19 protein-coding genes are annotated in these 20,545 nt (G+C 50.5%); 9 read left to right on the forward strand and 10 right to left on the reverse strand.

The window, feature by feature from the left end:
• Position 1: 1 nt before the first annotated feature.
• Positions 2 to 1,288, forward strand: coding sequence for an NAD(P)/FAD-dependent oxidoreductase (locus tag ABFZ84_RS12880; protein ID WP_369314425.1), 1,287 nt, complete (start codon positions 2 to 4; stop codon positions 1,286 to 1,288).
• On the opposite strand, the gene ABFZ84_RS12885 is transcribed toward ABFZ84_RS12880, so the two are convergent.
• The 4 genes from ABFZ84_RS12885 to ABFZ84_RS12900 all read right to left on the reverse strand — a co-directional run bounded on the left by ABFZ84_RS12885 (position 1,285) and on the right by ABFZ84_RS12900 (position 6,283).
• Positions 1,285 to 2,457, reverse strand: a complete 1,173-nt coding sequence (locus ABFZ84_RS12885; protein ID WP_369314426.1) for a hypothetical protein — start codon at positions 2,455 to 2,457, stop codon at positions 1,285 to 1,287. The two genes, ABFZ84_RS12880 and ABFZ84_RS12885, sit on opposite strands and share 4 nt — an antisense overlap.
• Positions 2,457 to 3,212 (reverse strand): C39 family peptidase, encoded by a 756-nt coding sequence (locus tag ABFZ84_RS12890; protein ID WP_369314427.1) that lies wholly within the window; start codon positions 3,210 to 3,212, stop codon positions 2,457 to 2,459. The genes ABFZ84_RS12885 and ABFZ84_RS12890 overlap by 1 nt, the downstream gene beginning before the upstream one ends.
• A 38-nt stretch (positions 3,213 to 3,250) precedes the next feature.
• The gene (locus ABFZ84_RS12895) at positions 3,251 to 3,691 is read right to left on the reverse strand and encodes a hypothetical protein (protein ID WP_369314428.1); all 441 of its coding nucleotides are present in this window, start codon (positions 3,689 to 3,691) and stop codon (positions 3,251 to 3,253) included.
• 189 nt (positions 3,692 to 3,880) lie between these two features.
• Positions 3,881 to 6,283 (reverse strand): beta strand repeat-containing protein, encoded by a 2,403-nt coding sequence (locus tag ABFZ84_RS12900; protein ID WP_369314429.1) that lies wholly within the window; start codon positions 6,281 to 6,283, stop codon positions 3,881 to 3,883.
• A gap of 536 nt (positions 6,284 to 6,819) precedes the next feature.
• On the opposite strand from ABFZ84_RS12900, the gene ABFZ84_RS12905 reads away from it, so the two are divergent.
• The 3 genes from ABFZ84_RS12905 to ABFZ84_RS12915 all read left to right on the forward strand — a co-directional run bounded on the left by ABFZ84_RS12905 (position 6,820) and on the right by ABFZ84_RS12915 (position 11,863).
• Complete coding sequence (locus tag ABFZ84_RS12905; protein WP_369314430.1) at positions 6,820 to 8,565, forward strand: trypsin-like serine peptidase; 1,746 nt, start codon at positions 6,820 to 6,822, stop codon at positions 8,563 to 8,565.
• Between the two features lie 332 nt (positions 8,566 to 8,897).
• Positions 8,898 to 10,100 (forward strand): sigma 54-interacting transcriptional regulator, encoded by a 1,203-nt coding sequence (locus tag ABFZ84_RS12910; RefSeq protein WP_369314431.1) that lies wholly within the window; start codon positions 8,898 to 8,900, stop codon positions 10,098 to 10,100.
• Positions 10,101 to 10,117: 17 nt separating this feature from the next.
• Positions 10,118 to 11,863, forward strand: a complete 1,746-nt coding sequence (locus tag ABFZ84_RS12915; protein WP_369314432.1) for a LysM peptidoglycan-binding domain-containing protein — start codon at positions 10,118 to 10,120, stop codon at positions 11,861 to 11,863.
• A 35-nt stretch (positions 11,864 to 11,898) separates the two neighbouring features.
• On the opposite strand, the gene ABFZ84_RS12920 is transcribed toward ABFZ84_RS12915, so the two are convergent.
• Genes ABFZ84_RS12920 through ABFZ84_RS12930 form a run of 3 tightly spaced genes read right to left on the reverse strand, consistent with a single transcriptional unit; the run spans position 11,899 to position 14,179 of the window.
• Complete coding sequence (locus tag ABFZ84_RS12920; protein ID WP_369314433.1) at positions 11,899 to 12,864, reverse strand: M48 family metallopeptidase; 966 nt, start codon at positions 12,862 to 12,864, stop codon at positions 11,899 to 11,901.
• 3 nt (positions 12,865 to 12,867) lie between these two features.
• A complete protein-coding gene (locus ABFZ84_RS12925; RefSeq protein ID WP_369314434.1) occupies positions 12,868 to 13,557 on the reverse strand; it encodes an aspartate/glutamate racemase family protein in 690 nt (229 codons plus the stop codon).
• A 58-nt stretch (positions 13,558 to 13,615) separates the two neighbouring features.
• Complete coding sequence (locus ABFZ84_RS12930) at positions 13,616 to 14,179, reverse strand: LemA family protein (RefSeq protein WP_369314435.1); 564 nt, start codon at positions 14,177 to 14,179, stop codon at positions 13,616 to 13,618.
• A gap of 197 nt (positions 14,180 to 14,376) precedes the next feature.
• Here ABFZ84_RS12930 and ABFZ84_RS12935 point away from each other — a divergent pair, with 197 nt between their 5' ends.
• The gene (locus tag ABFZ84_RS12935; protein WP_369314436.1) at positions 14,377 to 15,024 is read left to right on the forward strand and encodes a DUF2959 family protein; all 648 of its coding nucleotides are present in this window, start codon (positions 14,377 to 14,379) and stop codon (positions 15,022 to 15,024) included.
• 5 nt (positions 15,025 to 15,029) lie between these two features.
• On the opposite strand, the gene ABFZ84_RS12940 is transcribed toward ABFZ84_RS12935, so the two are convergent.
• Together ABFZ84_RS12940 and ABFZ84_RS12945 are read right to left on the reverse strand one after the other, a co-directional pair.
• On the reverse strand, positions 15,030 to 15,803 hold the full coding sequence (locus tag ABFZ84_RS12940; RefSeq protein ID WP_369314437.1) for an SDR family oxidoreductase: 774 nt from the start codon (positions 15,801 to 15,803) through the stop codon (positions 15,030 to 15,032).
• A gap of 110 nt (positions 15,804 to 15,913) precedes the next feature.
• On the reverse strand, positions 15,914 to 16,237 hold the full coding sequence (locus ABFZ84_RS12945; RefSeq protein WP_369314438.1) for a DUF1476 domain-containing protein: 324 nt from the start codon (positions 16,235 to 16,237) through the stop codon (positions 15,914 to 15,916).
• 277 nt (positions 16,238 to 16,514) lie between these two features.
• Here ABFZ84_RS12945 and purC point away from each other — a divergent pair, with 277 nt between their 5' ends.
• From purC to purQ, 4 genes are all read left to right on the forward strand, one after another.
• The gene (gene purC, locus ABFZ84_RS12950; RefSeq protein ID WP_369314439.1) at positions 16,515 to 17,291 is read left to right on the forward strand and encodes a phosphoribosylaminoimidazolesuccinocarboxamide synthase; all 777 of its coding nucleotides are present in this window, start codon (positions 16,515 to 16,517) and stop codon (positions 17,289 to 17,291) included.
• Between the two features lie 36 nt (positions 17,292 to 17,327).
• On the forward strand, positions 17,328 to 18,065 hold the full coding sequence (locus ABFZ84_RS12955) for a hypothetical protein (protein ID WP_369314440.1): 738 nt from the start codon (positions 17,328 to 17,330) through the stop codon (positions 18,063 to 18,065).
• A gap of 62 nt (positions 18,066 to 18,127) precedes the next feature.
• Complete coding sequence (gene purS, locus ABFZ84_RS12960; protein ID WP_369314586.1) at positions 18,128 to 18,370, forward strand: phosphoribosylformylglycinamidine synthase subunit PurS; 243 nt, start codon at positions 18,128 to 18,130, stop codon at positions 18,368 to 18,370.
• 4 nt (positions 18,371 to 18,374) lie between these two features.
• Positions 18,375 to 19,037 carry a phosphoribosylformylglycinamidine synthase subunit PurQ gene (purQ, locus tag ABFZ84_RS12965; RefSeq protein ID WP_369314441.1) on the forward strand — a complete coding sequence of 221 codons (663 nt, stop codon included), beginning with the start codon at positions 18,375 to 18,377 and terminating at the stop codon, positions 19,035 to 19,037.
• Between the two features lie 5 nt (positions 19,038 to 19,042).
• Here purQ and ABFZ84_RS12970 read toward each other — a convergent pair whose 3' ends face one another.
• Complete coding sequence (locus ABFZ84_RS12970; protein ID WP_369314442.1) at positions 19,043 to 20,524, reverse strand: amidase; 1,482 nt, start codon at positions 20,522 to 20,524, stop codon at positions 19,043 to 19,045.
• Positions 20,525 to 20,545 lie beyond the last annotated feature (21 nt).

Raw genomic sequence — 20,545 nt, forward strand, 5'->3', positions numbered from 1 at the left:
TGTGAAAAACGATCCCGAACACACACATAACTATTATGCCGCGACCGCCCACGCGGCACCGGCCCGCGCTGCCCTGAACCACAATATAGAAGTCGATGTGGCAATTATCGGTGGCGGCTTTTCCGGCATCGCAAGCGCCATATCGTTAGCCGAACGCGGCTTTAGTGTCGCGATTGCCGAAGCCAAACAAATTGGTTGGGGTGCCTCTGGCCGGAATGGTGGACAAGTCCTGGGTGGATGGTCCGGCGAAGGCGAGTTAATCAAACAACTCGGTCCCCGTGCAGAAGAGTTCCTTTGGAAAACGCGTTACCTTGGCAACGACATTGTCGAAGCGCGCATCCAAAAATACGGGATCGACTGTGATTATGCGCGTGGTGCGGCGACGGTCGCCTTTAACCCACGCCAGATGAAAGGCCTTGAAGCAGAATTTGAAGAAAGTGAAAGCCACGGCCTTAAAGGAATTCTTTCTCTTGCCGACAAAACCGAAATTCGCCGCCATGTGGGCAGTGATCTTTATTATGGGGGATTGATTGATCGTCGCGGTGCCCATTGTCATCCTCTAAACCTTTGCCTTGGCGAGGCCGCCGCCGCCGAAACGATCGGTGTCCAGATTTTTGAAAACACAACAGTAACGTCGATTGAACATACAGAACGTCCGGTCGTTCATACCGAAAATGGTCATATTCGCGCGCGCTGGGTTATTCTTGCGGGCAACGCCTATCACACGTTGGAGGCAAGAAAATTGGGTGGTTACATGCTGCCCGCAAAAACATATGTGTTAGCGACCGAGCCGTTACGCGAGGACCTCGCTAATTCTATAATGCCACAAAACCTTGCGGTTTGTGACGCAAATTGGGTTTTAGATTACTTTCGCTTCACCGCGGATCGGCGATTTTTATTCGGCGGTCGGTGTAATTATGCCAATAACGACATCGCCGATATCGAGGGATCGCTAGCCCCGCGTATGCGCGAGATTTTTCCGCAACTTGCTAATGTCAAAACCGATTATGCATGGGGCGGTGTTATTGGCATACCATTAAACCGCGTCCCATTGGTCGGTCATGTTTCTGAAAACGTGTTATATGTTCAAGGGTATTCAGGACACGGTGTAAATTGCAGTCACATCATCGGTGAAATGTTCGCCGACGCAATCGAAGGTGATTGCGCCGATCTTGATTTATTTGAGGATGCCAAACATTTCAAAGTGCCCATGGCGGATATAATCGGCAGTCCGATGCTCGCCTTGGGAATGAGTTATTTTCGTCTTCGCGATAAGCTGGGTATTTAGAACATGCCGCCCAACATGGCCGATTGACCAACCAGTTGCGACGTATAGTTCATTGTACGGGTCAGGCCCATCTGGAAATCATAGCCAGACACCTCAACCCGCATCACCACTTGTTGGCTCAAAACAACATTATCAAGTGTATTATTGATTGTTGAATAATACCCGCCCGGCACTTCGTGGATACCATTAGAATTTTGAGTATCTGGCGCTGACGCGACTGTTGTTGGATCAATTGGCTGGTCCGTAGAATTTTCAGCGAGCACCGGTGCAGATGAATCGGTTGAACCACCGGTTGAAGAAGGACCAGTAACATTTGGCGTTGGTGCAGAACTAGCGGCGGGTTGACCTTGTGTAGGCGAAGAGGTCGGTGTTGGCGAAGAGGTTTGCCCCGCATCAGCGACAACTGTTGTCGGTTCAGGTGTGCTCGATGTCACGGGTGCACTCGGCGCAGGCGTGCTGTTCGTCGTCGCTACCACCACGGGTGCACTTTGTGTCGGCTGGGTAGTTGTAGGCTGGATTGGAACGCTAACGACCGGTGTTGGCGAAGTTTGGGCTGGCGCGGAAGGTGCTGGAGTTGGCGCTGAAGAAGATGCCGGAGGGGTTGTCGCCGGCGTTTGTGCCGTGTTGCTTGGCGCTGGCGCAGTAGAGCCCAATTGCGATGGCTGAGAAACAGGTTGGTTTCCTCCAGACACAGCACTGCTTGCAGGCACTGCCGGAGGAGCGTCGGCTACGGGTGGCGCAGAAGGCGTTGGCGTAGGTTGTACATTCGCAACGATCAGACCTGTCGAAGGCGTCTGCGCTGCTCCCTGCCCCGAAGAAGCTGGGGCACTATTGTCACCAAAAGGACCGTTAGGCAGCGGACCACCACTATCGCCGAAAACGCCACCATCACCAAAAACACCCCCCTCTGGCAGAGGTCCACCATTCGGAAATGGATCAACAACTGGCGGCGGAATGATAACACCAATATTAAAGGTCAGCCCACCGATCGAGAATCCGCCACGAGCATCACCAAGCTCTGTCGCAGACATAGGCTTTTCGTTGAGTTCCAACATTCCTTCGCTGGAAAACAAATCGTCATTGAGGGGCGTATCGTCCGCAAACGCGGTTCCCATGGACGCAACGCTAACAACACCGACAAAACTAAAAGTTTTTTTCAGCATCGACATTACCGACTCTCCACAGTGGTATTGATCGTAAACCCAGAGGTGGATGGTCGTGTCTGATTAATTGAAACCGATTGTAGCGATTCTAAATCAAGCGCTCGATCATGAGGCGCAGATGGCGCAAGACGCCAATCAGCAAGCTGATTAAAGCTTTCCTTCCCACGTATCACATCAGACCGGATAAACAGAATTGTACCGTCCCACCGTTCCTCAAAAACATGTCGAGGCATGGATGTTACACCTGAAGAAGGATCGCCGATCAGTACGACCTCTCTTGTTATACCTTTGATAACAACAAAATGTTTGTACCCGCGCACATCAATCAATGCGATGCCTGGCACCCCAATTTCCTGAATGCGATCAAGCGTCAACACAAATCCGTCCGCCTTAAGATTAATACTCTCAAGGTAACGCTTCATCTCGAGTAAAGAAAAACCTAGTTCTCGAATTCGATTTTGATCACCGACTTCCCACATCGCCCGGAAAGCCTCTTCTTCTGTCGTGGTACGATCATAATGATGAGTTAGCAACGTCGCGAGCGCAGCAGAGCCGCAGCTAAAATCAAATTGCTGTTTGACGACGGTTTGGAACTTCCGCTCCGCCATGCTGACAACTTTTACACGGGGTGACGATCCACCAACGAAAAGTTGAAGGTCTCCCGCAAAAGAAGGAACAGAGAATGTGAATGAAGAAAAGAACACAGCAAGCAGCGCCAGAATTTTCTGACTTCCGCGCTTCTTTTGTGTGTTTGGTTGCATTCGTTCCCCCTGAACAAAAAACAAATTATCAACGACGATTAAGGCGTAGGCCCACCGCCCTGCAGGAAGATGTTGAGATTAACGATACTGTTCATCACGACACCATTGCCGGTATTGTTAAACACCGTGGTGATCCCGCCATTGTCGGAAACCACATTGTTGGCAATTTCGCCGTTATTGGTGTTGGAAACATTAATATTGTCCACTGAACCCATATTTTCAGCAGAATTTGCACCGAGATTGGCAATATCAATCGCAGTGGCGGAGCCACCAGAAGCGACAGACATTGCGCCATCATCAAGCGCAGAAACACCTTCTAATCCAGTAAGGTCAGCAAACAGATCAACGTCTTCAGCAGAGATGGACTGCGCGTAATCAAGCAGATCAGCTTCGCGCTGCGCATCAGTAATTCTCGGATCTGGGTCGGTGGCGATTAACATCGGAGTGATAATCAAGCCAAACACGCTTGCAGCACCCATTTTTTGGTCCCCCTTAACACGACCATCTTGCAAATTTTGACTTTTCAGAGTGTTCGGAATGAAAACTATAAAAGAATCAGAACGGCAAGAAACACTTTACAAACTTACCACATTCGGTGGTCGGAAATAGTTATCTTTTATTAATAAGAAGGCACCGCGGACAATGCCCGCGGTGCCTCTTACTCCGCCTTAGTTAGGCAGATTTACAGTACCAACATTGACGCTTTGTGAGTTTGTAAAGCTGCCGTTGCCGGTGTTGTTGTTGTTGATAACCAAACCGCGGTTATCAGTCATAGACTGGTTATTGATGCTACCAGTTGTGACAGGGCCCGCACCTGGGATTGTGCCCATATTCACGTTGGAAACAGTCGTAGACAATTCAGCAGAGTTCAACTGAACATCACCAATCGTCAATTCAAGCGTTAGATTGCCTGAGTCGTTGATTGAGTTGTCTGAGTTATCGACCGTTACAGTACCGCTGTCGTTAGCAACAGCAGAACCGTTGTCCGCATCGTTGTTGTCAGAGTTATCAATATCAACAGTAACGTCTACATCTGTTGAGTTGTCTGAATTATCTGAATTGTCAGAGTTATCAGAGTTGTCTGAGTTATCAGAGTTGTCTGAGTTATCTGAATTATCAGAGTTGTCGACATCTACAGAACCGCTGTCGTTAGCAGTCGCAGAACCATTGTCGGCAGTGTTGTTGTCAGAGTTATCTGAGTTATCAGAGTTGTCTGAATTGTCATTTCCTGAGTCGGAAATATCAACGTCGAGACCGTCATTGTCGGAACCGTCGCCGTCAATGTCCTGGCCGTCGTTGTCTTCAGTGGTGTTGCCACTGTCAGCAACATCGACGTTAGCGTTTGTGTTGGTCTGAGTAGAACCACCACTAGCTGAGTTCGAACCATCTGATGCTTCGTTTGTCTCGTTACCGTTGTCTGAAACGTTCAGATCAACATTGTTCGAGTCATTTGTTGAATTATCAGAATTGTCTGAGTTGTCTGAGTTATCAGAATTATCAGAGTTGTCTGAGTTATCAGAATTGTCGTTCAAGCTGTCGGTCATGTCGACATCGATCGCGTCGTTGTCTGATCCGTCACCTGTAAACGCCTCAGTTGAGTTATCAGAATTGTCTGAGTTGTCAGAGTTATCTGAATTGTCTGAGTTATCAGTCGCAGTAACGGCAATCGAACCATCATTCGCAGCGGAAGATTGGTTGTCAGCGCCTACATTGTCTGAATTGTCAGAGTTGTCAGAGTTGTCTGAATTATCAGAGTTGTCTGAATTGTCGTTACCTGAGTTGTCAACGTCGAGAACGTCGCTGTCAGCACCGGTGAACGCCTCAGTCGAATTGTCAGAATTGTCAGAATTATCTGAGTTATCTGAATTGTCTGAGTTATCATTACCAGAATTATCAACGTCTAGAACGTCATTGTCTGATCCGTCGCCAGAGAAGGCATCAAGGTCAGCATTGTTAGAGTCGTTCGTAGAGTTGTCTGAATTATCAGAGTTGTCTGAGTTGTCATTACCAGAGTTGTCAACGTCGAGAACGTCGCTGTCATCACCGGTGAATGCTTCAGTTGAACTATCTGAGTTATCAGAATTGTCTGAATTGTCGTTACCTGAATTATCAACATCAAGAACGTCGTTGTCTGAACCGTCGCCAGAGAACGCGTCTACGTCAGTTGAGCTATCAGAGTTGTCTGAGTTGTCTGAGTTATCAGAGTTGTCAGAGTTGTCGTTACCTGAATTGTCAACGTCGAGAACGTCACTATCGTCGCCAGTGAACGCGTCTGTGTCTGTTGAATTGTCAGAGTTGTCAGAATTATCTGAGCTGTCGTTACCTGAGTTATCAACGTCAAGAACGTCGTTGTCTGATCCGTCGCCAGAGAACGCGTCAGTTGAGCTATCAGAATTGTCAGAGCTATCTGAGTTATCAGAGTTGTCTGAGTTATCGTTTCCTGAATTGTCAACGTCGAGAACGTCGCTGTCGTCGCCAGTGAACGCGTCTACGTCAGTTGAACTATCAGAGTTGTCTGAGTTGTCTGAGTTATCAGAGTTGTCAGAGTTGTCTGAATTGTCTGAGCTGTCGTTGCCGTTGTCCTGAACATCGATGTCGTTGATGTCGCTGTCGGAACCAGTGAACGCATCAAGATCAGCATTACCTGAATCGTTCGTTGAGTTGTCGGCGTTGTTGGAATTGTCTGAGTTATCGTTGCCAGCATTGTCGACATCGAGAACGTCACTGTCACTTCCAGTAAACGCATCTGTTGAGCTGTCAGAATTGTCAGAGTTGTCTGAGCTATCTGAGTTATCAGAATTGTCAGAGTTGTCTGAGCTATCGTTGCCTGAGTTATCAACGTCTAGAGCGTCGTTGTCTGATCCGTCGCCTGTGAAGGCATCAAGATTACCGGAATCGTTTACAGATTCGTCGTTGTTTGAACCTTGATCGCCAGCACCTGATTCAGAAGCAGAGCCATTATCGGCGTTGCTGCCTGAACCTGGTCCAGCCTCAGATTGCTGAGCTAGCGCGCTGCCGTAAGAAGTAAGCAGAGCCGCCGCTGCAATCGATGACAAAAGTTTGAGTTTCACTTGTCGTCTCCCACTATTGGTTTCACTAAACTGTGGACCGGAGACACCTTTCCCGCTCTTTTGAGAACGGCCTCCCCAGACCCATTGGGAGTATTGTCCCCCCCAACGACACTCTTAAATGCAACGACCGTGCCAAGTTGGGTCAATGGACGGAAGTTAATGATTAATTTTGGGTTAAGGCAATATATACAATGACTTATATCGTTACACGGGTGTAATGTTAATTCTTTGCTGCGTCGCAACAAAGTGTTCAGCCGACCGTTCAACTGTCCAAACATGGCCAATCGGGGCACCCTCATAGGGTGTATTTTTTATATAAATTCGCGTGAAGTTTTGCGATGAAAAGCTAAAGTCTTCCGACCAATCCGTATTCACCCGCCCCAACCAAGAAATCGCGAAACCCGGCGCAACAAAATTCTGATTTGCAGATACCGATCCGCATTTCCAATTTGCACACTCTTCGCTGCTGGCCCTAGATTTGCTTATCTTTAGTCACCGACATATTTGAATATATCCGGGGGTCATTTTTTTCGATTATGCGTAACCATCAAAATGGTAGTGTCTTGCTTCGCCTGTTAGCAATCATCGGGATTGTCGGCGGTGTCATCGCGATATTCGCGATGGAGACAGCGAGATATGGCGAGCTTCGCCGGCTGCGCGACCGCACGACTGTTCTTGAACAAGATGTCAAAACAGCACAAAGCAAGGCCGATGCAGCATTATCAGCCGTGATCGAACCTGAAACATTGGCACAGGCGCAAAAATCTGTGTACCTCATAGTTGTGAACGGCTCAGCTCGTGGTACTGCATTTGTGATTGACCGTGAACGCGGCCTGTTAGCAACAGCGGCCCATACCGCCGCATCCTTACCGCTTGATGATCCCGCAGCGTCGGTGACAATTTTAAACCGCGCAACCCGTAAGGGGATGCGTGTCACCTCAGTCAAACTTCATGCTGGCTTCGGTGCATTTCGAGAATTGGTCGAAGACCATCAACCCATCCGGGGAAACAGTTCTATTTATTCACCACAGGCGGTCCCGCTACGGGATCTTGCCTTTGATGCTGGCTTGATCACCGTTGATGCCCTTGATCCAGAAACCAACGAAAACATGTTGGGACCAGATCTTAAAATCGCTGCCGAAGACAAACTCTTAGCACTGGAAGCAGGCGCGCCGATTGCGGTTATCGGCTATCCGTTCGACACACTTGATGACGGATTCGCTCCGGATTCTGCGATATCCCGTGTCGAGCGCGGCGTCATCGCCGCCATGACCCCACCCCTTGATTCTGTTGAGGAAAATCGTGATCCGGTCATTGCAAACTTGATCATTCACCGGCTTGCAACAGCCGGTGGAAACAGCGGCAGTCCGGTACTGAACGCCATTGGTGAAGTCGTCGGCATTCACACGCACGGCATTGTCTCGCCCGCTTCAAATGGCGACGGAGCCGCCCAACGTGCCGAAGTGCTTTATGACCTTCTCGACCACGACCGCGAAGAATCCCGACTTGAAAAAACTTTCTTCCCGTCCTGGAAACGTATCTTGGGCCACTGGTCTCGCGCCGAAAATGCGCTGCCTTGGTCTTTCTATATGGAGTATGCGCGCCCCGGCGAAGAGCCGGCCCCATTGGTCAGGGTCTTAACCGCGATTGACCCACTGCCGTTTGATCGAGCCATTGAACGGCTGAACTTCGAACCCGAATCAGAAAGTCGCGTTGTTGACGCTTCTGATGTTAAAGGCGCAACGCCAACAGGCGAAAACATAGAAAACTCGATTACCAAAAGCGGTTCCCGTTTTCTTATAAAATCGCCCGGACAATACGCAGAAATCTGGCGCACTGTGGACCGCAGCCGCGATCATGTCCTGTTTGCATTTGATTATTCACTTCGATCAACCAGAGGTTTTTGCCCCCTCTCCGCCTATTACCGCAAGAAAGGCGAAACCCGGTTGCGCATTATGAAGTCCCGCGCTTCGTTCGAGCTATATTTACCAGCCGAAGGGCATGCAGTTGAAGACTATCAGATCGTGCTTCGTAGAAATCCGAAATGCGATCCTCTTAGTGACGAGTTTTTCGTCGCAAGCGTGAGCTGGCCAACCACAACAACTAGCCCGGCACAAACGGTCGCCTATGCGCCGATCTCAACATCCACAGCCACAGAGGGTGAACCAAATGGTTTACTCAACCATCTGCGAACGTCTTTTCAATCACTCATCAAATGTCGCAAGCCCGGCAGCGGCCAAAATGAAGAATGTCAAACACCGGAATATATCGAGCTAGAATAAGCGTTTGCGCATTTCGTGCGTAGAGGTTTTTGAAAGGTCAGCAAAGGAGAACTCATTCCGAGTAGATACGGTTAATGGCGCTATGTGTAAAACCCAGAAAAAATGGCTATTTTTCCTCGTTTTTTAGAAATTAAGTTGATTCCTGCGGCCATTGATTTAGCTTATGCAACAAGTAACACGGTTACTGTCTTGTGGGAGAGAAAACGCGTTCGGCTCCTTGGTGGGTAAGCCAAACGCAAACGAAACGAAGCCTCTGATCATTATTGGTCGGAGTGTAGGTTTACTCATTTCATTAGATTGTGACTGGTGTCCTAAGCGCTTTGGGGGAAGCTATGGATGACCATGACGTGAACGGTGCAAGCCGTTCAACATATTATGATACTGACTATTCGTCAGTGAGCAGTTATTCGTCGCAAACACATGTTTCGACGAAGTTTGATCGCGATTCCGCGAAGTCAAAAGACGGCTTTAAACCGAAGCTCATAAAGCTTCGGCAAGAATCACCGAATGTCCTGTCGCGCTCGCGTCATGCAGACGAACAGGTGCCGCGTATTATTGGGTCAAGCCCGCAAGCGCAGGACCTTCGCGAAATTGTTGCTCTTTATGCGGAAGATGATTCGCCGGTCATGATTTCTGGCGAAACTGGTGTGGGTAAAGAACTCGTTGCCCGTCATCTTCACGGATTAAGTGATCGTCGCAATTTCGGCTTTACGCCCTTAAATACTGGTGCGGTTCCTGAAACGCTGGCTGCGGCTGAGTTATTCGGTCACGCCAAGGGTGCGTTTACCGGCGCTGTTGGTGAACGTGACGGTGCGATTGCGCGCTCAGAAGGCGGCGTTCTGTTTCTGGACGAGATTGGCGATATGCCATTATCGGTTCAGGTGCATTTATTGCGCGTTCTTGAAGACGGGCTGGTTACGAAGGTCGGCGGCAAAAATGCGCACCGGGTAGACTTCCGGCTGGTTTCCGCGACCAATGTCGATCTACGCGATCAGGTCGTACACGGTAAGTTCCGATCCGATCTGTTTTACCGAATTAACGTTCTGGTAATTGATGTACCGCCCCTTCGGAGCCGTGGCGACGACGTCGTTGAAATTGCCGAAGCCATGATCGCCAGCCATAAGAACGAGCGTTACCGCCGGACAATGTTAACGCCGAATGCGGCGGATCGCCTGCGTGGACACCATTTCCCCGGCAATATTCGCGAATTACGCAACGTATTAAGCCGCGCTCTGGTTCATGCCCAAAATGGCAAGATCATGCCGGATGACCTACGTTTTGAAGCAACTCAGGGGTGCCTGGGCGAGCTGTCACCCGCTCTTCTAAACGTCGATGAAGGCAAAAACCTGATCAGCAAGTTTCTGATGATGAAGGCCCTTTTCGCCGCCGACGGCAATGTAACAAAAGCAGCAGCGTTAACCGGGCGTTCGCGAGGTACGTTGCATACTATGAAAAAAGATCTCGAGGGAGAGGATTTCACGGAGGCCTATCAAACGGTCTGCGCCGAAATTAAAGCCCTGTTAAGTGAACGTTGAATTCAAGGGGAGTTCCGATGAAAACGAAATTGCTGCGCTATAGCGCTGCAGCGGTCTTTGCGGTCGCATTTAGCAGTCCGGCATTCGCGGACCAAAATCCTGCGGTGACTGATGCACCCGCAGGTACAAAGATCATGCCCAAGCCGAGCATGGAAGAGGACCTAGTCTATTTGAAAGATGTGGTCGCGCTCCAAACCCTCCGTCTTGATGAAGCTGAAGAGCTGATTGAACGCCAAAATGCACTGCTTGAAGCGCAAATGCAGCAAATTCAAATGCTCACACAAACGGTTGCCTCGATTAGCGAAAACCAGACTTTCGCCGCTGTTGCCAGCGAATACAAAGTTGAAAGTGGCGATACGCTTTCGTCTATCGCACGCAAAAACAACACAACCATTCGCGAGCTCGCTAGTGCAAACGATCTGAAAGCTCCCTACCCGCTGCGAGCTGGGCAAGTTTTAACTCTGCCGGGCACGCCAGCACCTCAGGCGCAAATTGCGGCGGCCCCTGCGCCGAAACCAAAACCCGTTCAAGTGGCCGAAGCGCCGAAAAAGCCTGAGCCTCAAAAAACCGAAAACAAAGCACAGGCGACGAACGCTGCTCCGGCACCTCAGCCAACGCGGGTCGCAGCCAATAGTAACAATGAGCCGAAAAAAGAAGAAAAAGACAGAAAGCCTGACGCATTACCGACAGAGGTTGGTGTTCGCCCAGAGGAAGAGGAAGAACGTCCGTATCTCGCGATCTTCTCTGATGTGGGCGGGATCCTTACCCCGAAAGGCACAATGTTTGTAGAGCCCGCGATCGACTTTACCGTGGCCTCTGACAATCGCTTTTTCTTCGCGGGCGTTGAAATTGTGGACGCCGTTCTAATTGGCGCAATTGAAGCAACGGATACGGACCGTCGTGCATTGTCAGAAAGCCTTTCGGTCAAATACGGCATCACCAATCGCTTTGAGATTGATGGGCGCGTTGCCTATGTTTCTCGCCAAGACCGCATTTCAGGCGTGGCCATTGATGATTCAACGACATCTGTACGTGATCTTGATGGTCGCGGTATCGGTGACGCCGAAATTGGTTTCCACTATCAGCTCAATAACGGCACCAAATTGCCTTATACGGTCGCGAACCTTCGGGTAAAAGCGCCAACAGGTACTGGTCCATTTGACGTTGACCGAGATCCTGACAATGGGATTGAGACAGAATTGGCGACTGGCTCCGGCTTCTGGACAATCGAGCCAAGTCTTTCATTTATTCTATCAAGCGACCCTGCGTCACTTTACGCAAATGTCGGCTATCAGATGAACATGCCAACATCACCAAATGAGGTTCTAACAGCGTCAACGCCGTTCACATCGACGTTGTTAGATTTCGACCCAGGTGATGCGATCCGCACCAGTATTGGTGTTGGTCTTTCGCTGAATGAACGTTTGTCGATGAACTTTGGCTATGACCAAAGCTTCTTCCTACAATCGCGCAATGATTTCGAGATTGTTACACGCGACCGGATTTTGTTACCTGATGACGGTGATCCGAATACACCTCGCGTTCAAGCAGAAGATAGCGACGGCAATCTTTTATTTGCTGATCCGGTGACGCAATTCACCGTTACAAAATCGCCATCGACCACTGTTGGGTCATTCCTCTTTGGTGGTTCATACGCGGTGAACAACCGCCTGCGGATCAATCTAAGCGGCGCTATTGGTGCAACTGCCGAAGCGCCAGACGCTCGCCTGTCGCTGCGTGCGCAGTATAAGTTATTTGAATAGAAATTTGGGGCTCTCTCGCGAATTGCGGGTGAGCCCTATTCCCGGCCACCCGCAAAATTTGCCAGCGCATCAATGCGCTTTTCGATCGGCGGATGCGTGGCGAATATCCCTGCGAAAAGCTGATCATTTTCAACCATCATTTGCTGAATATCATTCGGCGCATCGACTTTGCTGCGCCCTGATATCTTACGCAATGCAGAAATCATCGCATCGGGATTGCGCGTTAATTCAACGGCCCCAGCATCGGCCAGATATTCGCGCTTACGCGACAAGGTGAAGCGAATAACCAACGCCAGCACATAAGCAACAATAATGATTACACCCGCAATCAAAATCAAAATGCCGCCGCCCCGACTATCGCCATTGCGCGACCGTGTATGACCGCCCACGCGAATGCCGCTGCGAAATGCATTTCGAAAAATCATTTCGCCAAAAAACGAAAAAATACCAACAAAGATCACAGCAATGATCAACAACCGCACATCTTTATTCATAATATGCGTTAGCTCATGGGCAAGGACGGCCTCTAACTCTTCTTGATTGAGCGTTTCTAATAAACCGCGCGTAACCGTCACCTTATAGCTTTTCTCGCTTAGGCCGCTCGCAAAGGCGTTTAATGCCGGTGTCTCGATGATGTTGATGGTCGGCGTTCGCAGCCCGCGCGAGACGCAAAGGTTTTCCAACAGGTTGTATAGTTCCGGTTCTTCTTTTCGCGTTAACCCACGAGAACCAACAATCGACTCGATCATGTACTGATAAAACAGCCAAGCAATACCAAACCAAAGGGCCGCCCCCAACAAGGCATATGGCCATAGCCGCGCGACGTGATCAACCGCCAGCACAAGCCCGTTATTAACCGATTGGACATCACCGGCCAGCACCACATAAGCGATAGACAGTCCGTATAACAACAAAACAAGCAAAAACGGAAATCCGGCCAGCAAAATGGCGGATTTCAAATTGTTGTTCCAGATATGCGTCTGGAGGCCAAATGCGCCCAAGTTCTATTCCTCCCCTAACGCAAAAGCGCTCGCCGCAGCCGCATGGATACTCGTCGTATCCAGAACGGGCCGATCGCTATGTTCTTGAGAAAGGATCATGCAAAGCTCTGTGCAGCCTAAAATGATACCGTCGCCCCCACTCCGTTCGCAAACATCGAGCAATTCCTGACGCGAAGCATCCCGCACGTCGCCATTGACCAACTCATCAAGTATAATCCGCCCGACAATCGCCTGATCCGCAGCGGATGGTACAACGACCTCGCTATCAAATCGGGCGCAGAGTTCGTCACGATAAAACCCATCGGCCATCACAACCGGCGTGCCCAAAAGTAATGGCTGGCGAACTGCGCGTCGGTTCATCTCTGTCACTAAGGTATCCAAAATATGAATGAGCGGCAGGCCCGTTGCCGAAGCGCTGGCGGAGGCACCCACATGGGTCGTGTTGGAACAGATTACCAATGCCTCTGCCCCAGCGGCAGCCGCCGCTTTTGCACCTCGAACGACTTCGGCGCGAAATTTATCCCAGTCACGATTATCGTAATGTTTAATCATCACGCCATAATCGAGTGTATAAAGAACGATATTTGCCGAATGCTGATTGCCAATTTTTTTGCGCACAGCTTCGTTCAAAAGCCGGTAGTAAATCTCTGTCGATTCCGGACTAACACCACCCACCAAACCCAGTAGCTTCATCGTGCATCTCCACTCGGCGTCGCACCGACCAGCGCCAAGTGCATTGCTTGCGCAACCGCTAGAATTTTACTTCTGGCGCAGCTTCGACCTGAGCCCGGTTGACCTCTGGAATTTCGAAATACTCTTTTGTGCTAAACCCACCGAGCGGCGCTACAAAATTACCCGGAATTTGCTGAATTGCCGTGTTGAACTCTTGAACCGCATTATTAAAGAACCGCCGCGCCGCCGCAATTTTGTTTTCAACATCGGAAAGCTCGCGTTGAAGTTCCAGAAAGTTGGTATTGGCTTTAAGGTCGGGATACGCCTCAGCGAGCGCAAAAAGTTTACCCAATGCTGCGCCAAGAACCCCCTCTGCTGCGCCCTGCGCCGCAGGCCCGGTCGCAGCCTGCGCAGCGTTCCGAGCGGTTATAACCTCGTTTAAGGTCTCTTTCTCATGGCTAGCATAGCCCTTTACGGTTTCCACAAGATTAGGAATCAAGTCGTGACGTTGGCGCAGCTGCACATCAACATCTGCAAATGCCTGTTCCGTACGCTGACTGAGCGCGACAATGCGGTTGTAGATGGTAATGACAAAGAAAATGAGCGCGGCAACAATCGCGAGAAAAATCAAAAAGCCTGACATGCGGTCTCCTTTTTTGGCTGAGCAAATGGCAGGGTTTCGCGCCATTGCTTCCGAATCTTTCAATCATTGTAGGGGGTTCGGCCTCTTGCGGCAATCTTAACATCGGCGCACCGCCTCCCTATATGTTATAGCCTTTCCCGCAATGATCGATAAAATGCGATCGATTCGTCGAAGGCTTAATTGGAGGGGGATTTGTCATGCGGGCCAACATCCTACGCGGCGCGATATGTAGCCTACTGATACTCGTTACCGGGTGCGCCACCGCGTATTACGATGCGCTTGAACGGCGCGGTATAGAAAAACGCGATATCCTTGCGGATCGTGTGACCGAAGCCCGCACAGAACAAGCGAAAGCCCAGGCCGTATTCACGATAGCCCTTGATGAGTTTCGGGCACTCGTCAAAGTCGATGCGCCTGCCCTTGAGGCAAAATATGACGACATGGTCAGAGCCCTCGATCAATCAACAAAACAAGCGACAGAAGTACGCCAACGTATCGATGCCGTTGATGATGTTGGCAAACGCCTTTTCCGGGAATGGGAATCCGAGCTAAAGCTATTTGAGAGTGATGACCTTCGGCGTCGCTCCCAAACCCAGTTGATAGCAACTCAGCGCGACTATGACCGATTGATGACGGCCATGAACCAAGCCGCGGATTCTATGGACCCGGTTTTGTCTATTTATCGCGATCAGGTTCTGTTTCTAAAACATAACCTCAACGCCCGAGCGATTTCCTCGCTCGAGCCAGAACGCACACAAATCGAAGCACGGGTCGAAAAATTAGTTGATGAAATGAACCTGGCGATCAAAGAAGCCGATAGCTTCATCGCAACAATGAACAACTAATCCCACTATTGCGCAGTAATACCGCCATCAATCTTGAATTCTGACGCGGTGACATAGCGCGATTCATCTGATGACAGATAAAGCACGCAATAACCAACATCCTCTGGTTCTGCGAGGCGCTTCCATGGTATTTGCGAGACGAGGCGCTTTTCACCCTCCTCCGCGCCGCCACCCAATGCGATCAACGGATCAATAATTGGCGTACGTGTGAAGACTGGGTGCACAGAGTTGCAACGAATGTCATAGCCAGACTTTGCACAATGAAGACCGATTGATTTCGTCATCATCCAAACAGCCGCCTTGGCTGTGTTGTAAGCAATCATGTTTCCATCGGCGATCATTCCAGCGACAGAAGAAATATTGATGATTGATGCTGGCTGGGACTTTTTAAGATAGGGCATCGCCAACTGTGTACCCGTAAAAATCGAGTCTACGTCAATGGCTTGGGTCAGGCGCCAATTCTCTTCGGTTTCCGTTTCGATAGATCCAAAAGTGCCAATACCGGCATTATTGATCAAAATATCAATACCGCCCATATGCTCAGCGCCAGCGGCCAACGCCGTCTCCCACTCGTCACGCTTGGTAACATCATGACCGATGGATCCGGCAGCGCCTGAATAAGTTTTGTTTATTTCCTCAGCGGCTTTTGTTGCGCCGTCTGCATTCACATCAGTGAGAAAGACAGTCGCCCCCTCATCCGCCAACATGCGCCCAAAGCAGGCACCAAGCCCCTGCGCTCCGCCCGTGATGAAGGCTTTTTTTCCGGCGACCCGTCCCATGCGATACTCCTTTGATTTTTACAAAGGGTACCCCAAACGTAAAAGCGCGCCCACGGGTTTATGCAGTCACCCCGGACGCGCTTAAAAATTCAAACTAACGTGGAGCTTAATCAGCCCTCGTTTTGTAACTGCTGCACCGCCTCAGTCATGAATTCGGCCATATGCCGACGGAGTTGGTGATCAGATTGTTCAACATTGGCAGCGTCGAAATCGGCCCGGATCTTGCGGAATACGTCTTCATCACCAGCTTCTTCAAAATCAGCCTTGATGACCTCTTTTGCGTATGCGTCCGCCTCCGCACCTGTTTTCCCCAAAAGACCGGCTGCCCAAAGACCAAGCAACTTATTGCGACGCGCCTCAGCTTTGAATCTCAACTCAGCATCATGGGCGAATTTCTTCTCGAACTTGTCTTCACGGTCATCGAAAATGGTCATTGATAGGGTCTCCGGGGACTACGGCGGTTTAGAATTAAACCGAACAATTTCATGCTACTTAGTATTGGATTTGCGCCGGTGCAACGCAATGCTGGCGATTCAATCAACTCAGGGCTTTTCTTAACGGCGCACAGAGCGTAAACCGCCGTCTTCTCTCCTAACGCTAGCCGTGCTAGCGACGGGACGAAAACGCCGGAATTGAGTCGTCGGCATCTGATTTGACCGGCTTTAGAGAGCTGAAAAGTCGCCGATAAGGCATTGAAAGGATTACCAGAACATGGCCCGCCGCAAACAGATCTATGAAGGCAAGGCGAAAATCCTGTTTGAAGGCCCAGAGCCTGGCACCATCATTCAGTACTTCAAGGATGATGCGACCGCTTTCAACAACCAGAAAAAAGCGGTCCTCGAAGGTAAAGGCGTCCTGAATAACCGCATCTCAGAATATGTGATGCTGGGGTTAGAGCGAATCGGCGTGCCAACCCACTTCATCCGCCGCCTCAACATGCGCGAACAATTGGTTCGCCATGTCGAAATCGTGCCACTCGAGGTTGTCGTTCGCAACTATGCAGCTGGCAGCATCGCAAAGCGCCTTGGCGTTGAAACCGGGTCAGCCCTGCCTCGGTCGATCATCGAGTTTTACTACAAAAATGATGACCTCGGCGATCCCTTGATCTCAGAGGAACACATCACGGCGTTCAATTGGGCCACCCCTCAAGAGATCGACGACATGATGGCGCTGGCACTGCGGGTAAACGATTTCCTTTCTGGATTGTTTACGGGAGTCGGGATCAAGCTCGTGGATTTCAAGATCGAGTTTGGCCGCCAATATGAAGGCGAAATGATGCGCCTCATCGTAGCTGACGAAATCAGTCCAGATAGCTGTCGCCTGTGGGATATGGAAACAGGTCACATCATGGACAAAGACCGTTTCCGTCAGGATCTCGGCGAAGTAACCGATGCTTATCGCGAAGTTGCGCGGCGGCTCGGTCTGTTGCGTGAAACGGAAAGCTCCGGCCAAACAGGCCCGGTTCTAGTTAGCGATAACGAAAAATAGTGACCGGTCTGTGGTCACACACTCTAAGGTCAACGGATGTCTTTTCTGGCTTGGTCTCGGCTATTTATTGTATTCGCGATTATCGTTGGTCAAAAGCTGATCGCCGACCCCGCTCAGGCGCAAAACACTAGCGGTGTCAGCAATCCGGATGTCACCGATGGGGCCCGCAGCCTCGGTTATCGGAATTCAGTCGCACCAAGCGAAGGCCAAGATGCATTTTCGCATCGGGTTGATTATGGGCACTCGTTTAGTGACCGGACAAAAGCCAAATTTGTGGTCACGCAAAACAATCAGAACGGTGACCTCAAAATTCGCCATGTTCAGATCGAAGGCCAATATCAATTTGCAAAAATGCAAGAAGGTTGGAACAGCGCAATACAGCTTCAGGGCCGTGTTCCGACCGCCCACAACGTCAGTGGAAGAATGCGAATCGGATGGCAGAATAGTTTCGACCTTACGTCGAGGGTCGAATTCCGCGCGGTACTATTGGCGGCCAGAGAGTTTGGCGAATTGGCACGAGATGGCATCGCGCTTGAGACGCGATCGGAACTTACGGTTTCTGATCTCCGCGATATGCGCCTCGGCGTTCAAATGTTCAACAAATATAATACCACTGCGGATTTTGGGGATTTCAACGAACAACAACACCAATTCGGACCAATCATTCGCGGCCAAATCACCGACGATCTAAAATATGGTGTCGGCGCATTATTCGGGGTCTCTCGCGCCGCAAACGATGCCGAACTCAGGATCTTTCTCGGCTATTCGTTGTAGATGATTGCACTTAAGGGCGCATGAGCGTAATCACTGCCGCGAAGCTGACCGGAACGAGCCTGATGAAAGCCAAAATTACGATCACACTGAAAAGCGGCGTCCTTGATCCACAAGGCGTAGCCATTGAGACTGCCCTTGCGGGGCTCGGTTTTGACGGCGCAAATGACGTCCGTCAGGGGAAAGTGATCGAGATGAAATTGAGCGAAACTGACGAAGCTGAAGCGCGGGCGAAAGCCGAAGAAATGTGCAAAAAGCTTCTCGCAAATCCCGTCATGGAAAATTACTCAATCGAGATTTTGGCATAGCCTTATGAAAACTGCCGTTATTGTTTTTCCCGCCTCGAATTGTGACCGCGACATTGCCGTGGCGCTTGAACAAGCGACTGGTAAAAAGCCGGAAATGGTTTGGCATGGGGACAGCACTGTTCCAGATGCCGACCTAATTGCCCTACCCGGTGGTTTTTCCTATGGCGATTACCTGCGTGCGGGGGCGATGGCGGCCAAGTCACCAATCATGCGTGATGTGATTGAGAGAGCAAAAAAAGGAACGCCACTCCTCGGTGTTTGCAATGGCTTTCAGGTTCTTTGCGAAACGGGGCTTTTGCCCGGTGCTTTAATGCGCAATGCCGGTCTTGATTTTGTATGCCGTCCGGCAAGCCTGCGTGTCGAGAACAATAGCACCAGTTTTACGTCTGGGCTCGACAAGAGCCGTTATTTGAATTTTCCCGTGGCTCATCATGATGGAAATTATTTTGCGGATGACGACACCTTAGATCGTCTCGAAGGCGAAGACCGTGTCGCGTTCCGCTATGTCGATAACCCGAATGGTTCAGCACGAGACATTGCTGGGGTGATAAATGACGCCGGCAATGTATTGGGTATGATGCCCCACCCCGAACGAGTGATTTCACCATTATTGGGCGGCACAGACGGGGCGGACTTTTTCAAGAGCCTCGTCAACGCTCTTTCTTAATTCCCCTAACCATACAATGGCGGGCGTCGCCCTGCCCACGGCATAGCTTCTTCCAGCTGGTAAGCAAGCGAGAGCAATCTCGCTTCGTGACCAAGATTAGCAGAGAACATGCTGCCGATGGGAAGGTTATTTTTTGACATCGACAACGGCAAAGAAATCGAAGGTGCGCCGGTGATATTATAGAGCGCGGTGTACTGAACATACTTCGTCAATCGGTCCAGCGTCGTTTCAAAATCAAGACCGCCGTCTAGATATCCTATTTCTGGAGGCGGTGTCGTCACAACCGGTGACAAAACAACATCGAAATTTTCATGAAACCGGTTCATGTCGCCCTCGACGCCCTGTAACCGATGTATCGCGCCTTCAAACTCGCCCATATGCGTTTCAAAATATTCCGCAAGCCCAAGTGTAAATGGCTCGAACGCCATGCCGTTGCGCGGGAGGTGCGTGCTTCGCTCCCAATAACTAACCGCACTGTTCGCAAACGCTGCCCAATAGAGACTGAAATCTTCCGACAGCCCTTTTGCAATCGGAAGTTCGATTTCTTCAACCATATGTCCAAGCGCTTCGCACTGCGCCGCGACGTTGCGCGTGGCAGCATCAACTTCGCTATCGGGCCTTAAGCCGCCAAGGCCTAATGTTGTGAAACCGATACGAAGACGTTGCTCGGTTGGAGAAGTTACAAGCGGTAACGGCTCTAGCCCATTATCGGGAACGGCCAACGCCGCCGCAATCGCTGCCGTATCACGAACGGTTCTGGTTTGCGCCCCATGAACCGATAACCGAATTGGCCCAACCACATCATCTGGGCGTGCCGTCGGGTTGCGCCCGCGCGAAACCTTTAGCCCCACATTTCCGCAACATGATGCCGGTATACGGATTGACCCACCCCCATCGCTCGCATGGGCAATCGGCACGACGCCGCTTGCAACCAATGCCGCAGCGCCGCCAGAAGACCCGCCGGTGGAGTAATCTGTATTCCAAGGGTTGCGGGTCTGCCCCGTGCTCAATGGTTCTGTTGTGGCCGACAAACCAAATTCCGGTGTGGTTGATTTACCGAGACTGACAACCCCAAGTCCCAGGAATTTGTTGATCAGCGGCACTTGTTCTTTGCCGCGATAGCCAGGAAATGCGCGACTGCCAAATGCAGTTCCGACGCCCGTCACATCATCAAGGTCTTTGACGAATGTCGGCACCCCCGCCCATGGGCCAGTCGCCGCACTTGCTTCATTGCGCGCACGCCGGAAGGTTTTTTGAACAATCGCGTTTATTTCTGGGTTGATCCGTTCTGCTCGTTCTATTGCCGCCTCAACCGCTTCTTCAGCGCTTATTTCGCCAGACTTTATCCGCGACGCAGTCTCAACACCGTCAAGCGCCGCCAACTCATTTGAGGCTTTTTGATCCGGCTTCGAACAAGAAGCCCCCATCGCGAGCAGCGCAGCACCAATGCCGCCGGTTTCCATCAAATTCCGTCGTGTCAGAGACATGCATAGCTTCCTTTTATTCCT

The sequence above is a fragment of the Hyphococcus lacteus genome, from assembly GCF_041058985.1.
Lineage (GTDB): Bacteria > Pseudomonadota > Alphaproteobacteria > Caulobacterales > Parvularculaceae > Hyphococcus > Hyphococcus lacteus.